Annotated in this window: 18 protein-coding genes; 12 read left to right on the top strand and 6 right to left on the bottom strand. The window is 70.6% G+C overall.

Annotation, left to right across the window (positions count from 1 at the left end):
* Positions 1 to 8: 8 nt before the first annotated feature.
* The gene (locus Aco03nite_RS41380; RefSeq protein ID WP_203806491.1) at positions 9 to 983 is read left to right on the top strand and encodes a hypothetical protein; all 975 of its coding nucleotides are present in this window, start codon (positions 9 to 11) and stop codon (positions 981 to 983) included.
* Positions 984 to 1,028: 45 nt separating this feature from the next.
* On the opposite strand, the gene Aco03nite_RS41375 is transcribed toward Aco03nite_RS41380, so the two are convergent.
* Positions 1,029 to 1,340: a hypothetical protein gene (locus tag Aco03nite_RS41375; protein ID WP_203806489.1), complete on the bottom strand. Its 312-nt coding sequence runs from the start codon at positions 1,338 to 1,340 to the stop codon at positions 1,029 to 1,031.
* Between the two features lie 50 nt (positions 1,341 to 1,390).
* Between Aco03nite_RS41375 and Aco03nite_RS41370 the strand changes: the two genes are divergently transcribed.
* Both Aco03nite_RS41370 and Aco03nite_RS41365 read left to right on the top strand, forming a co-directional pair.
* On the top strand, positions 1,391 to 2,065 hold the full coding sequence (locus tag Aco03nite_RS41370; protein WP_203806487.1) for a HEAT repeat domain-containing protein: 675 nt from the start codon (positions 1,391 to 1,393) through the stop codon (positions 2,063 to 2,065).
* A gap of 80 nt (positions 2,066 to 2,145) precedes the next feature.
* Complete coding sequence (locus Aco03nite_RS41365; RefSeq protein WP_203806485.1) at positions 2,146 to 3,090, top strand: hypothetical protein; 945 nt, start codon at positions 2,146 to 2,148, stop codon at positions 3,088 to 3,090.
* 40 nt (positions 3,091 to 3,130) lie between these two features.
* Here the strand turns inward: Aco03nite_RS41365 and Aco03nite_RS41360 are convergent, their stop codons facing one another.
* The 3 genes from Aco03nite_RS41360 to Aco03nite_RS41350 all read right to left on the bottom strand — a co-directional run bounded on the left by Aco03nite_RS41360 (position 3,131) and on the right by Aco03nite_RS41350 (position 7,299).
* Complete coding sequence (locus tag Aco03nite_RS41360) at positions 3,131 to 3,409, bottom strand: hypothetical protein (RefSeq protein WP_203806483.1); 279 nt, start codon at positions 3,407 to 3,409, stop codon at positions 3,131 to 3,133.
* A gap of 68 nt (positions 3,410 to 3,477) precedes the next feature.
* The gene (locus tag Aco03nite_RS41355; protein ID WP_203806481.1) at positions 3,478 to 6,438 is read right to left on the bottom strand and encodes a 3-keto-alpha-glucoside-1,2-lyase-like domain-containing protein; all 2,961 of its coding nucleotides are present in this window, start codon (positions 6,436 to 6,438) and stop codon (positions 3,478 to 3,480) included.
* Between the two features lie 120 nt (positions 6,439 to 6,558).
* Positions 6,559 to 7,299, bottom strand: coding sequence for an MmyB family transcriptional regulator (locus tag Aco03nite_RS41350; RefSeq protein WP_203806479.1), 741 nt, complete (start codon positions 7,297 to 7,299; stop codon positions 6,559 to 6,561).
* 87 nt (positions 7,300 to 7,386) lie between these two features.
* On the opposite strand from Aco03nite_RS41350, the gene Aco03nite_RS41345 reads away from it, so the two are divergent.
* A complete protein-coding gene (locus Aco03nite_RS41345; RefSeq protein ID WP_203806477.1) occupies positions 7,387 to 8,367 on the top strand; it encodes an LLM class flavin-dependent oxidoreductase in 981 nt (326 codons plus the stop codon).
* On the opposite strand, the gene Aco03nite_RS41340 is transcribed toward Aco03nite_RS41345, so the two are convergent.
* On the bottom strand, positions 8,341 to 8,916 hold the full coding sequence (locus tag Aco03nite_RS41340) for a TetR/AcrR family transcriptional regulator (RefSeq protein ID WP_203806475.1): 576 nt from the start codon (positions 8,914 to 8,916) through the stop codon (positions 8,341 to 8,343). The genes Aco03nite_RS41345 and Aco03nite_RS41340 overlap by 27 nt on opposite strands.
* 76 nt (positions 8,917 to 8,992) lie before the next feature.
* Here Aco03nite_RS41340 and Aco03nite_RS41335 point away from each other — a divergent pair, with 76 nt between their 5' ends.
* Entirely contained in the window at positions 8,993 to 9,679 is a 687-nt protein-coding gene (locus Aco03nite_RS41335) for an SDR family oxidoreductase (protein ID WP_203806473.1), read from the top strand.
* Positions 9,680 to 9,682: 3 nt separating this feature from the next.
* On the opposite strand, the gene Aco03nite_RS41330 is transcribed toward Aco03nite_RS41335, so the two are convergent.
* Positions 9,683 to 10,534, bottom strand: a complete 852-nt coding sequence (locus Aco03nite_RS41330) for a helix-turn-helix domain-containing protein (RefSeq protein ID WP_203806471.1) — start codon at positions 10,532 to 10,534, stop codon at positions 9,683 to 9,685.
* Positions 10,535 to 10,637: 103 nt separating this feature from the next.
* Between Aco03nite_RS41330 and Aco03nite_RS41325 the strand changes: the two genes are divergently transcribed.
* The 7 genes from Aco03nite_RS41325 to Aco03nite_RS41295 all read left to right on the top strand — a co-directional run bounded on the left by Aco03nite_RS41325 (position 10,638) and on the right by Aco03nite_RS41295 (position 18,569).
* Positions 10,638 to 11,543, top strand: a complete 906-nt coding sequence (locus Aco03nite_RS41325) for an MBL fold metallo-hydrolase (protein WP_239145878.1) — start codon at positions 10,638 to 10,640, stop codon at positions 11,541 to 11,543.
* The gene (locus tag Aco03nite_RS41320) at positions 11,540 to 13,285 is read left to right on the top strand and encodes a carboxylesterase family protein (protein WP_203806469.1); all 1,746 of its coding nucleotides are present in this window, start codon (positions 11,540 to 11,542) and stop codon (positions 13,283 to 13,285) included. Before Aco03nite_RS41325 ends, Aco03nite_RS41320 begins: the two co-directional genes overlap by 4 nt.
* Before the next feature lie 91 nt (positions 13,286 to 13,376).
* The gene (locus Aco03nite_RS41315) at positions 13,377 to 14,327 is read left to right on the top strand and encodes an MFS transporter (protein ID WP_203806467.1); all 951 of its coding nucleotides are present in this window, start codon (positions 13,377 to 13,379) and stop codon (positions 14,325 to 14,327) included.
* A 67-nt stretch (positions 14,328 to 14,394) separates the two neighbouring features.
* Entirely contained in the window at positions 14,395 to 16,257 is a 1,863-nt protein-coding gene (locus Aco03nite_RS41310) for a tetratricopeptide repeat protein (protein WP_203806465.1), read from the top strand.
* A gap of 48 nt (positions 16,258 to 16,305) precedes the next feature.
* Positions 16,306 to 17,034 carry an alpha/beta fold hydrolase gene (locus Aco03nite_RS41305; RefSeq protein ID WP_239145877.1) on the top strand — a complete coding sequence of 243 codons (729 nt, stop codon included), beginning with the start codon at positions 16,306 to 16,308 and terminating at the stop codon, positions 17,032 to 17,034.
* 165 nt (positions 17,035 to 17,199) lie between these two features.
* Entirely contained in the window at positions 17,200 to 17,529 is a 330-nt protein-coding gene (locus Aco03nite_RS54900; protein WP_203806463.1) for an ATP-binding protein, read from the top strand.
* Positions 17,448 to 18,569, top strand: coding sequence for an AAA family ATPase (locus tag Aco03nite_RS41295; RefSeq protein WP_239145876.1), 1,122 nt, complete (start codon positions 17,448 to 17,450; stop codon positions 18,567 to 18,569). Before Aco03nite_RS54900 ends, Aco03nite_RS41295 begins: the two co-directional genes overlap by 82 nt.
* Positions 18,570 to 18,756 lie beyond the last annotated feature (187 nt).

Genomic DNA, 18,756 nt, shown 5'->3' with positions numbered 1-18,756 from the left:
GATTTTCGATGAGACATCCCGTCGCCAAACTGGCCTCCGTCACCGCTCTTGTCGTCGCCGCGTCCGCCCTGGCGGGCCTTCCCGCCGCGCACGCCGCCCTGGTCACCCACTGTGTCGGCACCGGGGGAGCGGTCACCGTCCCTAACGACCTGCTCGTTCCGGCCGGGGAGTCCTGCACACTCACCGGGACGATCATCACCGGGAACGTCAGCGTCCTCGCCGGGGCCAACCTGGTCACCGACGGGGTGCGGATCGCCGGGGACCTGCAGATCCTCGGCGACGGCTACCTCGACTCCAAGGGCACCACGGTCAACGGGTCGGTGGAACTCGCGGCCGGCGGCTACGGCGTCTACCTGCGCGAATCCACGACCGGATCGGTGGCCGTACGACCGCAGGGATCCGCTCCCGGGGAAAGTTTCCTGTTCGTCGAGGCAAGTAACGTCAGCGGAACCGTCAACGCGCAGGCCGGTCAGGTGCGCCTGGACCGGGGCAGCGAGGTGTCCGAGTCGGTGAGCACCAACAACACGCACTACACCGACGTGCACGACTCGTTCGTCGACGGCGCCCTGTCGGTGCTGAACAGCCAGACCGGCAGCGTCATCTGCGGCAGCGCGGTCCGGGGCAAGGCCACCTTCGCCGGGAACCTCGGCGGGGTCCAGTTGGGCCCGAACGGTCGCCTGGACAGTTGCGCGTCCGGCGGCTACTTCGGCCGCGAGGTCGGCATCAGCAACACCACGGGCGCGGCCACCGTCGACGACAACATCATCGACGGCGCCCTGAACCTGGCCGGCAACACCCCGGCCGCCCAGGTGGCCACCAACAACCGCATCCGCGGCGGCGTCAACGGCCCGGTCGGCGCGGCGGCGTCGGCACAGCGCCGCGCGGCACCGGAGCCCCGCGACGAGGCCGTCGACGAGAAAGCCGGCGACCGGCGTACCGCCGCGGTGAAAGAGGCCATAGCCGCGGGCCCCGCCGACCTGTAGTGCCGAAGCCGCGCCCGGACCCACTCCGGGCGCGGCCCCGTCACCCTAGGTCCGGCCAGCCGGCGGCGGGTTTCCCGAGATCGCCTCCGGCTCCCGATGCCGGCCCTCGGACCGCTCGACGTCGGCCCAGGCCCGGATCGCCTCGTCCTCGACCGGGAAGTACAGACAGGTGTCGAGCGTCCAATGATCGACATCGCTCACCGGTTTCCCGCGGAACGGCAGGGTCATCCGCTCTCCACCGGGCACGACCAGGTCAACCGACCCGATGTCGTCCCGGGCGATCGCCGCGACGGCCCGCAGAGCCCGGCCGACCGCGTGCGTGGGCAGATAGAGGTCATATCCGTAATCGATCCCCATGGTGTGACGATGTCACGCGAATTGGTCGGTGTGTCGGGCAGGATGGCCAGGTGACCTTCGACGAAGTGTTACGGGACGATGCCGCCGGTGACGAGGATCGGCGCTGGGAGTTGATCGCCGAGTTGCACGTTCACGGCGAGCCGGAGGATCTCGACCGTGCCGGGCGGTTGTCCGTGGATCCCGTCGCTGCTCGCCGTGCTCTGGCCGCTGACGTGGTCGGTCAACTCGGGGTCGGCGGGCCGCTCGGTGCGGACTCGCTGGATCTGTTGCTCGTGATGGCGCGGGACGAGAGTGATCCCGGTGTGATCTCCTCGATCGCTTCCGGGTTCGGGCACATCGGTGACGGGCGCAGCCTTGCGCCTCTGATCGGATGGCACACCCATCCGGATGCCGGGGTGCGGTACAGCGTCGTGTTCGGCCTGCTCCGGCAGCCTCTCCCGGCGGCCTTCGATGCTCTCGTCGCGCTCTCCGGGGATCCGGACGCCCGGGTGCGGGACTGGGCTACGTTCGGTCTCGCGCGCAACACCGACGAGGATTTCCCGCAGTTGCGCGACGCGCTCGCCGCCCGGCTCGACGACGAGGACGTCAACACCCGCGTCGAGGCCGTGTACGGCCTGGCCGTCCGTGGTGACGAGCGGGCGGAGCGGCCGCTGCGCGAGCTTCTGGAGTCGCCGCCGGATTCCGCCGACGTCGGTCTGCTGGCCACTATTCGGCAGGAGCCCTGACCAGGCGATTGTTGACTTTGCATAAAGCCAGCTCGGACCCTATGTAGAGAAACTCGCTAGGGTGGGTTATGGTTTGCCGCATGCAGACGACCCCTGTGAACGAGAAGTCCCCTCGTACCAACCGGCGCCGTGTCTGGGCCGCCTCCGCGACCGCGGCGGCCGTCGTCGCGGTGACGGTGGGCATCGTGGCGCTCAACCCGGGCCGGACGCTCGACGCCCAGCCCGCCGCGGCGGGAGCCACCGACGCCGGGCAGGCGCTGCGGGACTCGGTGGCCGCGCTGCGGGCCGGCAACTACACCTTCACCCGCAGCGGCGCCGGCTTCATCGCCGACGTCCAGCAGGGCACGGCCGCGCTGCCCGGCGGCGCGTCGATCCGGCACACCGAGACCTACGCCGTGGCCCGCATCGGCGCCGAGACGCGCCTGCAGTACCTGCTCCACGTGCAGCCGGAAACGCGCGAGCAGTATCTGGAGTACTGGAAGAAGCACGCCACGCCGGCACAGCAGAAGAAGGCCGGTGCCATCTACGACCTGCTCGACGGCAGGAACTGGGTGCGTGCCGACGAGACGAAGCTGACGGCCGCCGCCGAGGTGGACGAGCAGAGCGGCCTGGACGTGATGGCGCAGCTGCCGACGGCGAAGCAGCCCGACGCCACCGGGGCCGGCGTCCTGGTCGCCGCGGTGACCACCGCCGAGCGCTCCGGTAACGTGATCACCGGAACGCTGGATGCCACCGGCCAGGACCCGTTCCTGCAGCGCGCGTTCAACGACCCGGCGTACCTGTACGGCCCGGCCGCGAAGGCGATGCCGTTCCGCGCGACCCTGGACGATCAGGGGCGGCTCACCGAGTTCACCGTCACGATGCCGTCGGAGATCACCTCGCAGCCGGCCGAGCCGTTCGAGCCGACTCCGCCGCTGGTCATCAAGGTTTCCGGCTACGGCGAGACGAAGGCCCCCAGTCTTCCCGCCGACGCCGGCGAACTACCCGCCGAGGCTTACGACATGCTGTCCAACGACACCGACTGACATCCAGCCCCGGCCGGGCGTCGCCGACCCGGCCCTGGGTTCAGTGCGAGCTGCCTCCACCTCCGCCGCTGCCCGAGTCGAACGTGGAGGTGTCGCCGTAGATGGCGTTCTCGATGATGCCGCCGGAATGACGGTCCGGCACACCGTGGCCCCGGTCGAGGGCGTCGCGGTTGGGGCGCGGGGACTTACGGCGGATCGCGGCCATGGCGGCCTGAGCCTTCTCCTGTGTGGTCAACGGCCGGCGGCGCCGTCGCTGGAGGACGACAGCCGTGGCGACCACCGCGAGCACGATGCCGATGATCAATAGATACCACTGCATGCCGTGACTGTAGGACTACGCGGCCAGGCGCCCCGGCGGAAGTTCCGCCGGGGCGCCGGTGAGCGACGTCAGGCCGGTTCGATCCAGATGTTGCGGTACTGGACCTTGTTGCCGTGGTCCTGCAGGCGGATCGCTCCCGTCGACGGACCCTCCGGGATGTTGCCTCCGGTGCCCCTCGGGATCTCGATGTTGTCGTGGATCTTGCGACCGTTCCAGATCACCGTGATGCGGGCGTTCGACGTCTTCGCTCCGGCCGCGTCGTAGCGGGCGGCCCGGTAGGTGATGTCGTACGTCTGCCAGGTCTCCGGGGCGGTGGCCGCGTTCACGTCCGGCGCCTTCACCGTGTAGATCGCGCCTGCCTCGTTGTCGGCCGGGGTGGTGTCGCCGTACGAGTCCAGGATCTGCAGTTCGTAGCGTTCCTGCTGGTAGACGCCACTGTTACCGCGGTTCTGGCCGGTCACGTCGTCCGGCAGCAGCGGCACCTTGAACTCCACGTGCAGCTTGTAGTCCCCGTACGCCTCCTTGGTCCGCAGGTCTCCGCAACAGACCTCGGCGGCATTTCCGCCGACCAGGGGCCACTCGGGGCGCCGGCCGTCGGTGTGCTGCCAGTTGTCCAGGTTCCGGCCGTCGAACAGGGTGACCCGCTTGCCGGGCTCCCGGACGCTGACCAGGTCCAGGTTGACGTGCCCGGTGTCCAGGGCGTCCACCCGGTACGTGACGGTGTTCATACCCTTGCGCAGGCTCACCTTCTCGGTGGCGGTCGCCCACTCCTCCCAGGTGACCGTGGTCGGCAGGGACACCTGCTTCACCTTGCGGTTGTTGACGTGCAGGCTGACCGTTTTCGTGCCGCTGAACGGGTCGGGGCCGTTGGAGTAGCGCAGCCCGACCGCGTACTCCCCGGCCTTGTCCACCGTCACATGCATGGTGGTGGAGGCGTTGAGCTTGCCGAATCCGGCGGTGAAACCGACCCCGGAGTAACCGCGGTGATCCTTCGCCAGCGTGGCGCCGCCCTCCCGGTAACCCTCCTCGGCCTCGTAGAACACCTGCTGCATCGGCTTTCCGGGCAGCTCGTTCATGGTGTACCAGGCCTCGGTGCTCCACAGCGTCTCACCGTCGGCGGCCGCGAACGGTCGCGGCGAGCGCAGGTGCACGACCCGGTCGCGGCGCAGCCCGGGAACGGTCAGCGTGACGGTCTTGCGGTCGGCCGAAACTTTAGCCGCGGTCACCGACAGTTTCTCCAGGTCCACCTGCGGCCCGCCGTACTGCTCGGTCGCGGCGTACCGCCACTGCTCGATCTGGTACGAGGTCGCCAGTTTCGCCACGGTGGCGTCGCCCAGCGGCTCGGTGTACTCGATCTTGAATCCGTCCGCGGTGGCCTTCATCGTCTTCATGTCGAAGACGCTGGTGCCGTTCGGCGTGAGTTTCTGCAGGCCGTGCCGCAGTTTGCCCTCCTGGCCCCAGTTGCCGTCGGCGCCCAGCCCACCGACGTAGATCGCACCGTCCGGCCCGAGCGACACCCGGTTGATGCCCGCCTCCAGACCCTGCGTGTGCCGGAAGACCGCGCCCTGTTCGGCGCCGTTCACGGTCTCCAGCGCGGCGCGCTGCAGCCCGCCATAGGTCACGTCACCGATCAACACCTGGCCTTTGTACGGGCCGGACTCCAGGAAGACGGGGGTGCTGGGGGAGTTGCCGATCTGGTTCTGGGGCAGCCACAGCACCGGCCGGGTCACCGGTTGGGCGTCGTACGGACCATCGGGGTTGGTGTAGTGGTTGTAGAAGCCCTTGTCCTTGATCTTGATCAGCTTCGACGAGGGCAGCCAGCCACCCTGGTTGTCGGTCACGTAGATCGAGTCGCCGGGGCCCCAGCCGATGCCGTTCGGGGTGCGCAGACCGCCCGCGACCGTGGTGACCTCGCCGCTCTTGCGGTTGACCACGATGTGCGTGCCACGCCCGGGAGCCGGCTGCGGGTCGGTGGTCGCCCCGCCCAGATTGATCGACACCGACAGGTTCAGGTAGAAGTTGCCGCCCTTGTAGAGCAACCCGAACGCGAACTCGTGAAAGTTTCCACCGAACGGCCAGACCGCCACCGTGCGCCGGGTGTCCAGCACCTGATCGCCGTTGGTGTCCTTCAGCTCGGTCAGCTCGTGTTTCTGCGACACGTAGACCATGCCGTCGACCACGGCCACGCCCATCGGTTCCTTCAAACCCGAGGCGATCTCCTTGTACGTCACCCGGGCCGGACCGGTCTGCCCGGTCACGTTCTCGACCAGGAAGACCTTGCCGTCCACCTCGTCCGAGCCGCCCCACGTGGTGATCACCATCTTCTTGTCCGGCCGCCACGCGATGCCGGTGACCTGCGGCTCGAAGCCCGGCGGGCGCAGGTCGGTGAGGGTGTACCCGGGGTTCACCGCGGTCAGCGGCAGCCCGTCACCCGGGGTGTCGGTGCCGGAGACGCACTCCTTGCGCCCCGGCGCGGTCACCCGGACCACACCCTTGTCGGTGGTCAGCGCACCGGCCGGAACGATCGTGAAGTCGTCGGCGCCCGGGGCCCGCCAGGCCAGCCGCAGCTCCTGGCCGCCACCGGCTTCGAAGTGCTCGACACGCAGCGGGTGCAGGCCCGCCGTCAGGTCGATCGTGCCCTCCTTGGGCTCGGCGCCGTGCAGCCCGTCGTGGTCGATGACCAGCTTGTCGCCGATCCACAGTTTCGACCCGTCGTCACTGGTCAGCCGGAACCGGTAGGCACCGGCCGCCGGGGCGTTCAGGTTGGCGAGCGCGTGCGTGACGAAGTTGTCCTGCAGGCCGAACTGTTCCTCGGTGGACCAGTCGATGGCCGACATCAGTTTGTCGACGTTGGGGGTCTGGCCGGGTTTGAGCTCACAGACCCGGCTGAGCGGAACCCCGATGTCGTACGTCCGGAGTGTCACCCCCGGTTCCTGCTCGGGCGGATCCTCGGCGGCGGAGGCCGGCGTCGGCGTCCCGGCGACGACGGTGGCGGCTATCAGCAGGGCGAACCTGGACACACGTCTCATCTGCGCTCCCGTTACGGAGGTGATTCACGACTGTGAACATCCTGAACCACTTCCATCGAAGCGTCCATATCTTTCGATGCCCAGGATCAAACTTTTAGCCGTACGGATCAAAAGAAGGGCTCAGCCTGCCGCAGCGACGTGCAGCGCCTCCGCAGTGAAGGAGTCGGCCGGCAGAAAAGCCTCGAGCTTCAGCTCGGTGAGCGTGATGTCCGTAGCGGTAGCGAACGTCATCACGGTCGTCATCAGCCGTAGCCGCCCGAACGTCGAGTCCAGGTGCAGCGGTACCGCGAACCCCAACCGCCCGGACGACGGTTCCAGCTCGGGGACGTATCCCCGCAACTCGTCGCGAAGCTCCTCCGCACGGTCGAGGCGGCCCAGGATGTGCCGGCCCCATTCGGCGAGATTGCGAATGCGCGGCGCGATCCCGTCCGGGTGCAGTGCCAGGCGGTACATGTTCCGGCCGGGACCGATCAGATCGGCCGAGGCGCCTTGCGTGATCACGTCGAAAGCGTCGTTCGCCCCGATCATGGCACCGGTCCGGTCGACGATCAGGGCCGGGTACGGCCGGTGCCCGTCGAGAACATGGCCGAGCGCGGCGCGTACCGGCGCCAGGGCCGCATCGTCCAGCGGTGTCTGCGGATACGCCGGCGCGTACCCGGCGGCCAGTAGCCACTCGTTGCGCTCACGCAGCGACAGGTTCAGCGTCTCGGCCAGGCGCAGGACCATGCCACGGCCCGGAACGGACCGGCCCGACTCGATGAAGCTCAGATGCCGCTGCGTGGTGCCGGCCCGCGAGGCCATCTCCAGTTGGCTGATGCGCCGCTCGATGCGCCGTTCGCGCAGCACCCGGGAGAAATCCATGGGCTTGTTTGTAGCGGCACCCGTGTCTCCGGGCCATTCCCGGCAGGGAATTGCGGCCGGTGTCGCCCGGTGGCGAGCATCGTCGCCGTGGACATCGGTGTACTTCTTCCCACCGGCAAGGCCCAGTGGGGCCCCGGCGACGACCCGCGTGACCTGATCACCTTCGGTCAGACGGCGGAACGGCTCGGCTTCTCCTCGTTGTTCGTCAACGACTCCCTGATCAGCCCTCGGATCGAGGCGCTGACGATGCTGGCCGCCCTGGCCGCGAGCACCTCCACCGCGACCCTGGGCACCGGTGCGCTGCTCCCGTTCCTGCGCCGCCCGGTGCAGACGGCGCAGTCGCTGGCGTCGATCGACCTGCTCAGCGGCGGGCGGTTGGCGGTGGCGGTCGGCGCCGGCTTTCCCGGCCGGTTCGGGCGGCCGTTCTACACCCTGTCCGAGGTCCCGTGGCCGCGGCGCTTCGCCCGGTTGGACGAGACCGTCGCACTGTGGCGCGAGCTGTGGGCCGGCGCTGCCAACTTCCACGGCGAGTTCTTCCGGTACGACGACATGCCGCCCGCGACCCGCCCGTTCCGTGCCGGGGGCCCGCCGATCTGGCTCGGGGGCGCCACGCCTGCCGCACTGGCCCGTACCGGGCGACGGTACGACGGATGGCTGCCCTACCCGCCCGACCCGGCCGATTACGCCGCGGGTCTGCTCGCGATCGGAAAGGCCGCGGCCGATGCCGGTCGCGCGGCTGACGCGATCACACCCGCGCTCTTCCTGACCGTGCTGATCGACGACGACGAGGACAGCGCCTTCGAGGGCATGGAGCGATACGTCTGTGCCACGTACGGCATGCCGCTCGCCGAGTTCCGGAAGGTCCAGGCGGTTGTCGCCGGATCGCTCGATCATGTCCGGGCGGCCGTCGGCCGGTACATCGACGCCGGGGCCCGTCACCTCGTCGTCCGTCTCGGGGCGCTCGACCTGCGATCCCAGTACGAGCAGTCGGAACGACTCGCGAGTCTGATTCCGGCGTGGCGGCGTGTGGGCGGGGCGCCGTCAGTCGGCCAGCAGGATCTGGCGTAGGACGCGGGTCAGGTGGTGGGTCAGCTCGTCGGCCGGCATGCGGGCCAGTGGGCCGGTGGGGGCGATGTAGCGGACCACGGTGATGCCGATCAGTTGGGCGCCGAGCATCGCCACGCGGGCCGGGACGTCGGGGACCGTGTCGCCCAGGACCTGGCTGTACGCCTCCAGGCTGTTGGTGGCCATCGCCTCCAGCAGGCCGGCCGTCACGCTCTGGTCCGCGGCGATGCTGCGCAGCAGCACGACCAGCGGATCGCCGGCGGCGTTGCGTTCCATCCGCTCGACGAACGCGGCCGCCACCCGCTCCGGCAGCGTCTCGCGGTCGCCGGGGATCGTCCGGTCCAGCTCCCGATGGCCCGGCACCGCGGCCAGGAACAGCTGCTCCTTGGTGCCGAACTGCCGGAGCACCAGCCCGTGTGTCACCCCGGCCCGGCCGGCGATGTCGCGCACCGTGGCACCGGCGAAGCCTTTCTCGCCGAAGCTCTCCCGGGCTGCGTCGAGGATGGCGAGGCGGTGTCCCTCAGGGTCGCGGCGGTGTGGTCGGCGGCTCACCCCCCTAAATTACCACGTGGTCATTAAGGCGGTTACAGTCGTGATGACCACGTGGTCAATAAGTGGAGGAGACATCATGAGCACGTCAGTCGTCATCGGCGGGACCGCCGGCCTGGGCCGCTTCGTCGCCGGTCGGCACGCCGGCCGCGGCGACACGGTGGTCATCGCCGGCCGCGACGCTGCCAAAGCCGGCGAGGTCGCCCGGGAGATGGGCCCGACCGTCACCGGCATCGCCGTCGACCTCGCCCGGCCGCACACCATCGCCGAGTCGCTGCGGACCGTCGAGCGGGTCGACCGCCTGGTGATCACCGCTGCCTTCCAGAAGCCCAGCACGCTGACAGATTTCGACATCGACGAGGCCGTGATCGCGGTGACCACCAAACTTGTCGGCTACACCGAGGCGATCCGGGTGCTGCGGGACCGGTTCGGCCCGTCCGCCTCGGTGGTGGTCTTCGGCGGGCTGGCCAAGGAGCGCCCCTACCCGGGTTCCACCGTCATCACCACGTTCAACAGCGCGATCACCGGCCTGATCAAGACCCTGGCCCTGGAGCTCGCCCCGCACCGGATCAACGCCCTGCACCCGGCCCTGGTGGGGGACAGCCCTCGCTGGGCGGGCGCCGACCTCGGCCACATGACGGCCCGCACCCCGATCGGCCGGCTCATCACCATGGACGAGGTCGCGGACGCCGTCGACTTCCTGCTGGACAACGGCGCGATGAATGCCCACGACCTCTTCGTCGACGGTGGCGTCCTGGCCCAGTGAGCGCTACGCCAGGTAGAGGTAGAGCACGGCCAGGGCGGCGGCGGAGGGTGAACCGGGCTCGGCGGTGACGGTGATCAGGGACTGCTGGTGCTCCTGGGGCACGGTCAAGGTCTGCTGGGTGACGGTGAGATCGCCGACGATCGGGTGGCTGAGGGTGTAGGTGTCCCGGCCGCACGGGTCGACCAGGTGTTCGGCCCACATCCGGGCGAAATCGGCGCTCTCGATGGCCAGTTCCCCGACCAGGGCGGCCAGGGCGGTGTCGCCGGGATTGCGGCCGGTCGTCATCCGCAGGTTGCCGACGACGGCGCGGGCCTTGACCGGCCAGTTCCGGTAGAGGGCGCGGGTGTGCGCGTCGAGGAAGACCATCCGTGACATGTTGGGGCGGGTGCCCGGGTCGTCCGGGGCGGTGAAGGCGAGGTGCCCGGCGAACAGCGCGTGCCCGGCCCGGTTCCAGGCGAGCACGTCGTTGCGCCGGCCGGTGACCAGCGCCGGCACCTCGGTCATCGTGGCCAGCAGGGTGCGGAGCCCGGTGTCGGCGTGTTCCCGCGGCGGGGTCGCGGGGTGTACCCGGCGGGGCACGGTCGCGGACAGGACGTGCAGGTGCTCGCGTTCGGCGGCGGTGAGCTGCATGGCCCCGGCGATCGCGTCGAGGACCTCGGCCGAGGCGTTGAGCGACTGTCCCTGCTCCAGGCGGGTGTAGTAGCCGGCGCTGACTCCGGCGAGCATGGCGAGTTCCTCACGGCGCAGGCCGGGCACCCGGCGGCGCTCGCCGTACCGGGGCAGCCCGACGTCGTCGGGGCTGACTCGCGCCCGCTTGGCCTGCAGGAACTCGCCGAGCGGCGAACGCGCTTCCATGACGGCAAGTATGCGCGGGACGCCCGGTCCGCTGCCTGCACCTGACAGGGGTAGGAAACAGCGGGTCTGGATGGGACGGCCGGCTTTTCCCAGGATCGACGGCATGACGGACATCAACACCATTCAGCTGGGTGACGTGTCGATCACCCGGGTCTGGGAGTACTACGGCACGGTCGAGATGACACCTGACGTGTTCCTTCCCGACAACTCGGCACGGGTCTGGGCCGACAACGCCGGATGGTTGCAGCCGACCTTCCTCGACCCGGCCACGAACATCGTCAACTCGGCGATCCAGACCTGGCTGCTGCGCAGCGAGGGCCGGACGATCCTGATCGACACCGGGGTGGGTAACCACAAGGAGCGGCCGTACGCCCCGGTGTGGTCCCACCGCGAGACGGACTTCCTCGGCAACCTGGCCCGCGCCGGGGTCCGCCCGGAGGACGTCGACATCGTCGTCAACACCCACCTGCACATCGACCACGTCGGCTGGAACACCCACCTGCACGACCGCGAGTGGGTGCCGACGTTCCCGAACGCCACCTACCTGATGCCGCGGGCCGACTTCGACTTCTGGAACCCGGCGAACGACAGTCCCACGGTGCTGGGGCGCGGTAACCAGAACGTGTTCGAGGACAGCGTGGTACCCGTACACCAGGCGGGTCAGACCTTGCTCTGGGAAGGTGTGCACCGCATCGACGGCAACCTGCTGCTGGAGGCGGCGCCGGGGCACACCCCGGGGTCGAGCGTGCTGACCCTGACGTCCGGCACCGACCGGGCGCTGTTCGTCGGCGACCTCATGCACAGCCCGGTGCAGGTCCTGGAACCGGATGCCAACAGCTGTTTCTGCGAGGACCCGGCCGCCGCTGCCGCCACCCGCCGCCGCCTGCTGGGCTGGGCCGCCGACCACAACGCGCTGGTCGTGCCGGCCCACTTCCCCGGCGCGGGCGCGCTGGAGGTCACCCGCGACGGCGACCGGTTCGGCATCAAGGACTGGGCGGCGTTCCGATGAGCATCGTCACCACCGCACAGGGCGACGTCCGCGGGTACGGGGCGGCCTTCCTGAACATCCCGTACGCCGCCGCGCCCACCGGCGCCACCCGCTTCGCGGCGCCGGAACCCCACGAACCCTGGGACGGGGTACGCGACGCCACCGCGTTCGGGCCGAACGCGCCGCAGGCCGAGCGCCGGCTCGGTGACGTCGACATGTCGCACTACTTCGGCGACGGCTGGCACCGGGGCGAGGACTACCTGACCGTCAACGTCTGGACACCCGACACGGCCGGTCACGGCGCGCCGGTGATGGTGTTCGTGCACGGCGGCGGGTTCGTCGCCGGCTCCAACCGGGCGTCCGCCTACGACGGCACGCAGTTCGCCCACGACGGCGTCGTGCTGGTCACCGTCAACTACCGCCTCGGGATCGCCGGTTTCCTGGACCTCCCGGGTGCTCCCGCCAACCGGGGGCTGCTCGACGTGGTGGCCGCGTTGCGCTGGGTGCGGGAGAACATCGCCGCCTTCGGCGGCGACCCGGAGAACGTGACCCTTTTCGGGCAGTCCGCCGGAGCCACCGTCGTCGGCGGTGTGCTCGCCACCCCGCAGGCGGCCGGACTGTTCCACCGGGCGATCGTGCAGAGCGGTTCCGGGCTGGGCGCGTTCAGCCCGGAACAGGGGGCCCGGGTCACCGCGGCCGCGGCCGCGAAACTGGGCATCGAGGCGACCGTGGCGGCGTTCGCGGCGATCCCCGACGAGCAGCTGGTCGAGGCCGCCGCCGGGCTGGCCGGGATCGATCTGCGCACGGCGGCCGACACCGATCCGCTGCTCGGGCTCAGCCCGTTCAGCCTGGTGCTGGCGGCACAACCGGCGGACACGCTCGCCGTCGACGTGGATCTGCTCGCCGGCACCAACACCGAGGAGGGCAACCTCTACCTGATCCCGGTCGGCAGGTACGACAGCTCCACCAGCGCCGACGTGCTAGACACGGCGGCCGCCGCCCATCGGGAGCCGGAACGCCTGGTCGCGGCGTACCGGGCACACCGCCCGGAGGCGACCGAGGCGGAACTGCGCTCGGCGATCCTCGGTGACGGCCTCTTCGGCGCGGGCACCTGGGCACTGGCGGGGGCACACGCCCGGCAGACCCGGACGGCGACCTTCCTGTACGAGTTCGGCCGGCGTGCCCCGCGGCTCGGCGCGACCCACACGATCGAGCTGCCGCACGTCTTCGGCCCGGGGCCGATGCACGACGCCTGGATCCGTTTCGCCCGGACCGGGGATCCCGGCTGGCCGGCGTACGACACGGACCGCCGGACGACGATGCGGATCGGCCGCACCTGGCAGCCGGCCGACGACCCGCGCGGACCCGAACGCCGGGCGTGGCGGCGGCGCACACCCGTGTTCACCACCGCGGCCCCGGTCCCGGCGGCGCCACTGTCGCAGGGCATCCGCAAGGGCAACATCCTGCAGGTGTCGGGTCAGCTGCCGTTCGATCCGGTGACCGGGCAGATCAGCGGGAATACCGTCACCGAACAGACCACGCGTGCGCTGCGCAACGTCCTCGCGGTCCTGGCCGCCGGTGGCGCGAGTCTCACGGACGTGGTGATGCTGCGCGTCTACCTCACCCATCCCGGTCATCTGATCGAGATGAACGAGGCCTACGCCGAGCTGGCCGGCACCCCGTACCCGGCTCGGACGACCGTCTACATGCAGCTGCCGCCGGGTGTGCTGGTCGAGGTCGACGCGCTGGCAGTGCTGGACTGACCGATGGTGTTGCTCGCGCCGTTCCTGGCGGTGTTCGACTTCTTCGCCGTCAGCACGGTCGCGCCACAGATGTGGCACGGGCGCGGCGCTGGTGCTGGCCGCCTTCTCCACCACGTACGCCGCCGGTCTCGTGACCGGCGGCGTGCTCGGCGACCGGTACGGCACCCGCCGGCTGTTCCGGGCCGGCGCCGCCGGATACCTGGTGGGCTGTGTGGTCTGCGCGCTCGCACCGGGCCCGGCGGTTCTCGTCGGCGGCCGGGCCCTGCAGGGGCTCGCGGCGGCGGCGATGGTGCCGCAGGCGTTCGCGCTGACCGCGATCGCCGGGCCGGCGGCGTACCACCGGCTCGCGGCGGTGCTCGGTGCCGCGAGCGTGACGGGTCAGCTGGCCGCCGTGGTGTCGGGCGGCTCGTGGCGGGTCCTGTTCGTGATCCAGGCCGCCGCGACGGTGGTCATGCTAGTGCGGCCCGGCCGGTTTCCGCCCGCCGCGGGTGGGCGCGGCGACGTGGCCGGGCTGGTGCTGGGGATCCTGGTGCCGCTGTCGGTGCTGGGGCCGCTCGTCGTCGTGCGGCTGACCGGCGGCCCGGCCTGGATCCTGCTGGGCACGGTGGCGGTGGCGCCGCTCGGGTGGGCGTATCGACGGCGCGGCCGGGCGGTGTTCGCCGGACGTGCGGCCGTGCTGGCGGCGTCGGGCACGGGTGTGGCGTACGCGTGCCAGGCCGTCCTGTTGCTGTTGACCGCACTGCGCCCGGACGTGCACCCGCTGGTCCCGGTCGGGTACGGTGCCGCCTTCGCGCTCTTCTCCGTGCTGCGCCGGCCGGTGGTGCTCGCCGCGGTGGCCGTACCGGCGCTGATCCTGACCGTGGCCGCCGGGTATCCCGGTGGGCTGCTCGTCGTCTGCGGCGCCGCAATGGGCGTCGTCCTGCCGCGGTTGACCGCGACGGCCCTCACCGGATCGGTTCCGGGAGCCGCCGCGGGGACTCTGGCCACCATCCCGCAGTTCGCCGCGGCCGCCGCGCTCACCGTCAGCGCCGGGGTGCTCTGAGCCGTCAGCGCCGGGGTGCCCTGAGCCCGGTATCGGGACCGGAGAAGGCGGACCTACGCTGGGGTGGGTGAGGATCGACGAGCCGCTCTCCGTGGCCGAGCTGAGTGTGCTCCTGCCCGGCCACGACCGGGATCTGGTGCACGCGATCTGGCTGGTCACCGGTGGCCGTCGCGGGCCGGCGCTGCGGTTGGCCGGAGAGTTCGTGCCCGGTGCCGGTGATCCGGTGGCGGAGCTGGCGTTGAGCGTGCCGTCCCGCTCCGGTTTCCTCATCCCGGACGTGGCGCTGGTCCGGTTGCTGGAGACGGCGGCCGAGCGATCCCTTCCGGTCGCCGTCCGCGCCCGCGTGCTCATCCGGCTGGCCCGCGAACTGCTCGGCGACCCGGCCGCCGTCGAGCGCCGCCGCACCCTGGTGGACGAGGCGGTGGCCCTGGCCCGCGCCGACGGTGACGGCCGGGCCCTGGCCCGGGCACTCGACGGCCGGCTGCACGCGCTCTGGGATCCGGCGGGGGCCACCGACCGGCTGGACACGGCCGCCGAGATCATCGGCCTGGCCTGCCGGGCCGGGGATCCGGAGACCGAGCTGAGCGGCATGCTGTGGCGGTTCACCGCACTGACCGAGCTGGGTGACCTGGAAGCGGCGGAGACCGCACTGGTCACCTACGGCCGTGCCGGTGAGCTGCTCGGCGACGTACCGGCGAAGGTGATCGTGTTGTCCCGGCAGGCCGTGTTCGAGGCGGCCCGGGGCCGTCTGGCGGCGGCCGACTCGCTGACCGACCAGGCCGAGGAGGCCGGGCATCGCGCGGGGATCTCCGACACGAACCGGTTGACCGCCGGCCTGCGGGGCCAGCTCGCGTTGCTGCGCGGGCAGCCCGGCCCGCCGATCGAGCCGCTGCGGGAGATGGCCCGCACCGTGCCCGGCCAGTTCTTCGGCGCCACCGTGGCCCGGGTGCTGCTGGCGGCGGGCCGCGACGACGAGGCGCTGCTGGAACTGGACCGGGTGCTGCCCGCGGTGCTCGCCGGGACCGGTCCGCGCTGGCTGGGCGCGGTCGCCGATCTCGCGGTGGTCGCCGCGCACGGCGGCACGGAACAAACGGCCCATCTGCTGTACGCGGCCCTGGTCCCGTACCGGGGACGGCTGGTGGTCGGGGGTTTCGCGAGCACCGTCACCGGCACCGTCGACGCCCTGCTCGGTCGCCTCGCGCACCGGCTCGGCCGACGGGACGAGGCCCTCGGCCACTTCGACCGGGCGGTGGCGCAGGAGGAACGGCTGGGCACTCTCGCCTGGCTCGCCGCCACTCTCGCCGCCCGCGGCCGTCCCGGGGACACCGAACGTGCCCGGTCGCTCGCCGGGCGGCTGGGCATCACGATCGGCGAGCCCGGCGGGGACGAGTGGCGGCTGCTGCGCGCCGGCGCCGGCGACGACTGGACGCTGGAGACCGGTGACACGACCGTACGCCTGCGCGACGTCCGGGGCCTGCACTTCCTGCGTACGCTGCTGGCCGCGCCGGGCCGGGAGATCGCCGCCCTGGACCTGGTCGCCGGAGGCGCCGGACTACGGACCGCACCCGCCGAACCGCTGCTGGACTCCACCGCGCGGGACACCTACCGCCGCCGGTTGTCCGAGCTGGACGCGCGTCTGGACGAGGCCGACCGCACCGGTGACGTGACCGTGGCCGGCACGGTGACCCGGGAGCGGAGCGCGCTCGTCGCCCAGTTGCGGGCCGCGGCCGGTGGCGCGGGCCGGCCCCGGCGGCACGGCGCGGAAGCCGAACGGGCCCGGGTCAACGCCACCCGGGCCCTGAGCACGGTGCTCGGACGCCTGGACACCGCCGCTCCGATCGTGGCGCTGCACCTGCGTGCGTCACTGCGCACCGGCGCGGTCCTGCGATACCAGCCGGCACCGGGCGGTCCGGCCCGCTGGCGGGTGTGACCGGCCCGACGAACGATTCGTTCCACCGGAGGGAACGCATTCCGGTATGTGACCGACATTCTCCTGCTGCACGGCCTGACCTACGACCACCGCACCTGGGGCCCGGTGCGCGACGCGCTGGCGCCGGGCCATCGGGTGCTCGCCCCTGACCTGCCCGGCCACGGCAGCGCGCCGCACTGGCCGGCGTACCCGCTCGCGGACGTCATCGACCACCTGCACACCCTGGTGGAGACGGCCGGCCTGGTGGATCCGGTGGTGGCCGGGCACTCGCTGGGCGCGGTGATCGCGACCGGGTACGCGGCCGTCCACCCGGCCTCCCGCGTGGTGAACCTGGATCAGGTGCTGACGATCGGCCCGTTCGGCGACGCGGTCCGGGCGGCCGAGCCGGTCCTGCGCGGCCCGCACTGGCGCACCGTCTGGGACCGGATGCTGGCCGGGATGGGCCTCGACACGTTGCCGGAGCACGCCCGCACCCTGGTCGACACCGCCACCGATCCGCGCCCGGAACTGCTGCTCGGCTACTGGGACGAGATTCTGCAGCGGCCGGCCGCGGACATCGAGGCCGACAACGCCGCCCGGCTCACGGCACTCACCGCCGACGGTATCGGCTACCACTGGGTGAGCGGCCGTCCGCCGTCGGAGAAGCAGATCGCCTGGTTACGGACCTGGGCGCCGCGGGCCGAGGTCACGGTCGTAGCGGGCGGCCACTTCCCGCATCTGGCCGACCCGGCTCGCGTCGCCCAGATCATCGCGGGAGTCACCCCGTCGTCGGAATGACCCTGCTCCGCCCCACGTCGACGCGAATACGGGCGTATTCCCCCGAGCGCCGCCGGACGACAAGAGGACGCGGTACGCAAGCGGCGCCGCCGGCCTCGATACGCTGGCAGCGATCGGGTCGCGATCTTCAGGCGCGGAGCCCGGCGGCAGGCGAGGAGATACCAGGTGTATGTCAAAGAGATCCGGCTGGAGAACGTACGTGGCTTCCACGGGGCTCGGAACGTCTCCCTCGATCTCACTCGCCCTGATGGTTCCTTCGCCGGATGGACCGTTCTCGCCGGCCGTAACGGCTCCGGGAAGACCTCGCTTCTGCGTGCTGTCGCTCTGGCCATCGGCGGCCCTGGTGTAGCACGGAACCTGGTCTCCGACTTCGCGAGTTGGGTGTCCGTCGGGAAAATGGGGCAATCGCTGCGGTGCAGCTCAGCTACGACGCGGATGTCGACCGCTTCGGAGCTGGCGGACGTCCACCTCACGGGCCTTTCTGGGCGGGCATGAGCTGGGATCTTCCCGGTGATGATCTCTTCGGTCCACACGACGTCCGGCAACCCGCGATTGCCGAATACACTCTCCGCCGCGGCGGGAAGACCGCACCGCGGCGAGGGCCGTGGTACGACAATCCGGTCGGCTGGTTCTGCGCGGGCTACGGCCCGTTTCGGCGCCTTGCCGGTGGATCCGGCGATGCCCAGCGCCTGATGCTCAGTCGCGGTCCAGCCGCTCGCATGGCCAGCCTTTTCCACGAGGACGCCTCACTCGCCGAAGGAGTGAGCTGGCTCATCGAGCAACATCTGCGGTCCTTGGAAAGACGTGCCGGCGCCGATCAACTCAAGGCTGCCGCGCTCGCCGTTCTCGGTGACGGCCTTCTTCCTGACGGATACGCGATCCAGGATGTCGATTCCGATGGGTTGTGGGTAGAACGAGACGAGCACCGATTCCCGCTTCGGGAGATGAGTGACGGCTACCGCACTGTCGCCGCACTGGTCGTTGACGTGCTGAAGCAGGTCTACGAGGCATACGGCAACCTTGACGTCGTCCAGACGGACGGGGTCACTACAGTCATCGCACCCGGTGTGGTCATCATCGACGAGGTTGACGCACACCTTCACGTATCGTGGCAGAAACGTATCGGCGGCTGGTTGAAGCAGCATTTTACGCGGACTCAATTCATTGTCACCACTCATAGCCCTTACATCTGCCAAGCCGCGGATGAACGAGGCCTGATCCGTCTGCCCGGCCCTGACGAGAACATGCCGCCTCAGATCGTCGAGCAGGATCTGTACGAGCGAATCGTCTACGGTAGCGGCGACGACGCCGTCATGTCGGAACTGTTCGGCCTCGACACCCCGTACTCCGAGCGGGCGGTGAGGTTACGCCGGGAGTTGGTCGACCTCGAGGCGAGTGTCATCACCGGCCGCGCAGCGAAACCTGATGTGCAGCGATATGAACAGCTTCGGGACCTGCTCACCAGCTCACCCGTAGCGCGGATCGACGAGATCGCGGCTCGCCTGGTATCGGATGTGGAGCACCCGCAACCGTGATCCCGATTCGCCGGCAGCCGCTGTCAGCCGATCTGGGTGACCGTATGACAGCCCTGACCAGTCAGATTCGTGCTGCAGCCGAAGTTGATCGGTCAAAGGGTGCGACACGGTCGGGCTTTTGGCTATGCCGTCCTTGGTTTCAGTGTTCTCCCGTTGCTCCACTTTGTCTGTTTCTGGTTGTTGCGTA

It is taken from the genome of Actinoplanes couchii (assembly GCF_016862075.1).
Classification (GTDB): Bacteria; Actinomycetota; Actinomycetes; order Mycobacteriales; family Micromonosporaceae; genus Actinoplanes; species Actinoplanes couchii.
The sequence above is the reverse complement of the archived record's forward strand: the minus strand, read 5'-3'. Positions and strand labels throughout refer to the sequence as shown.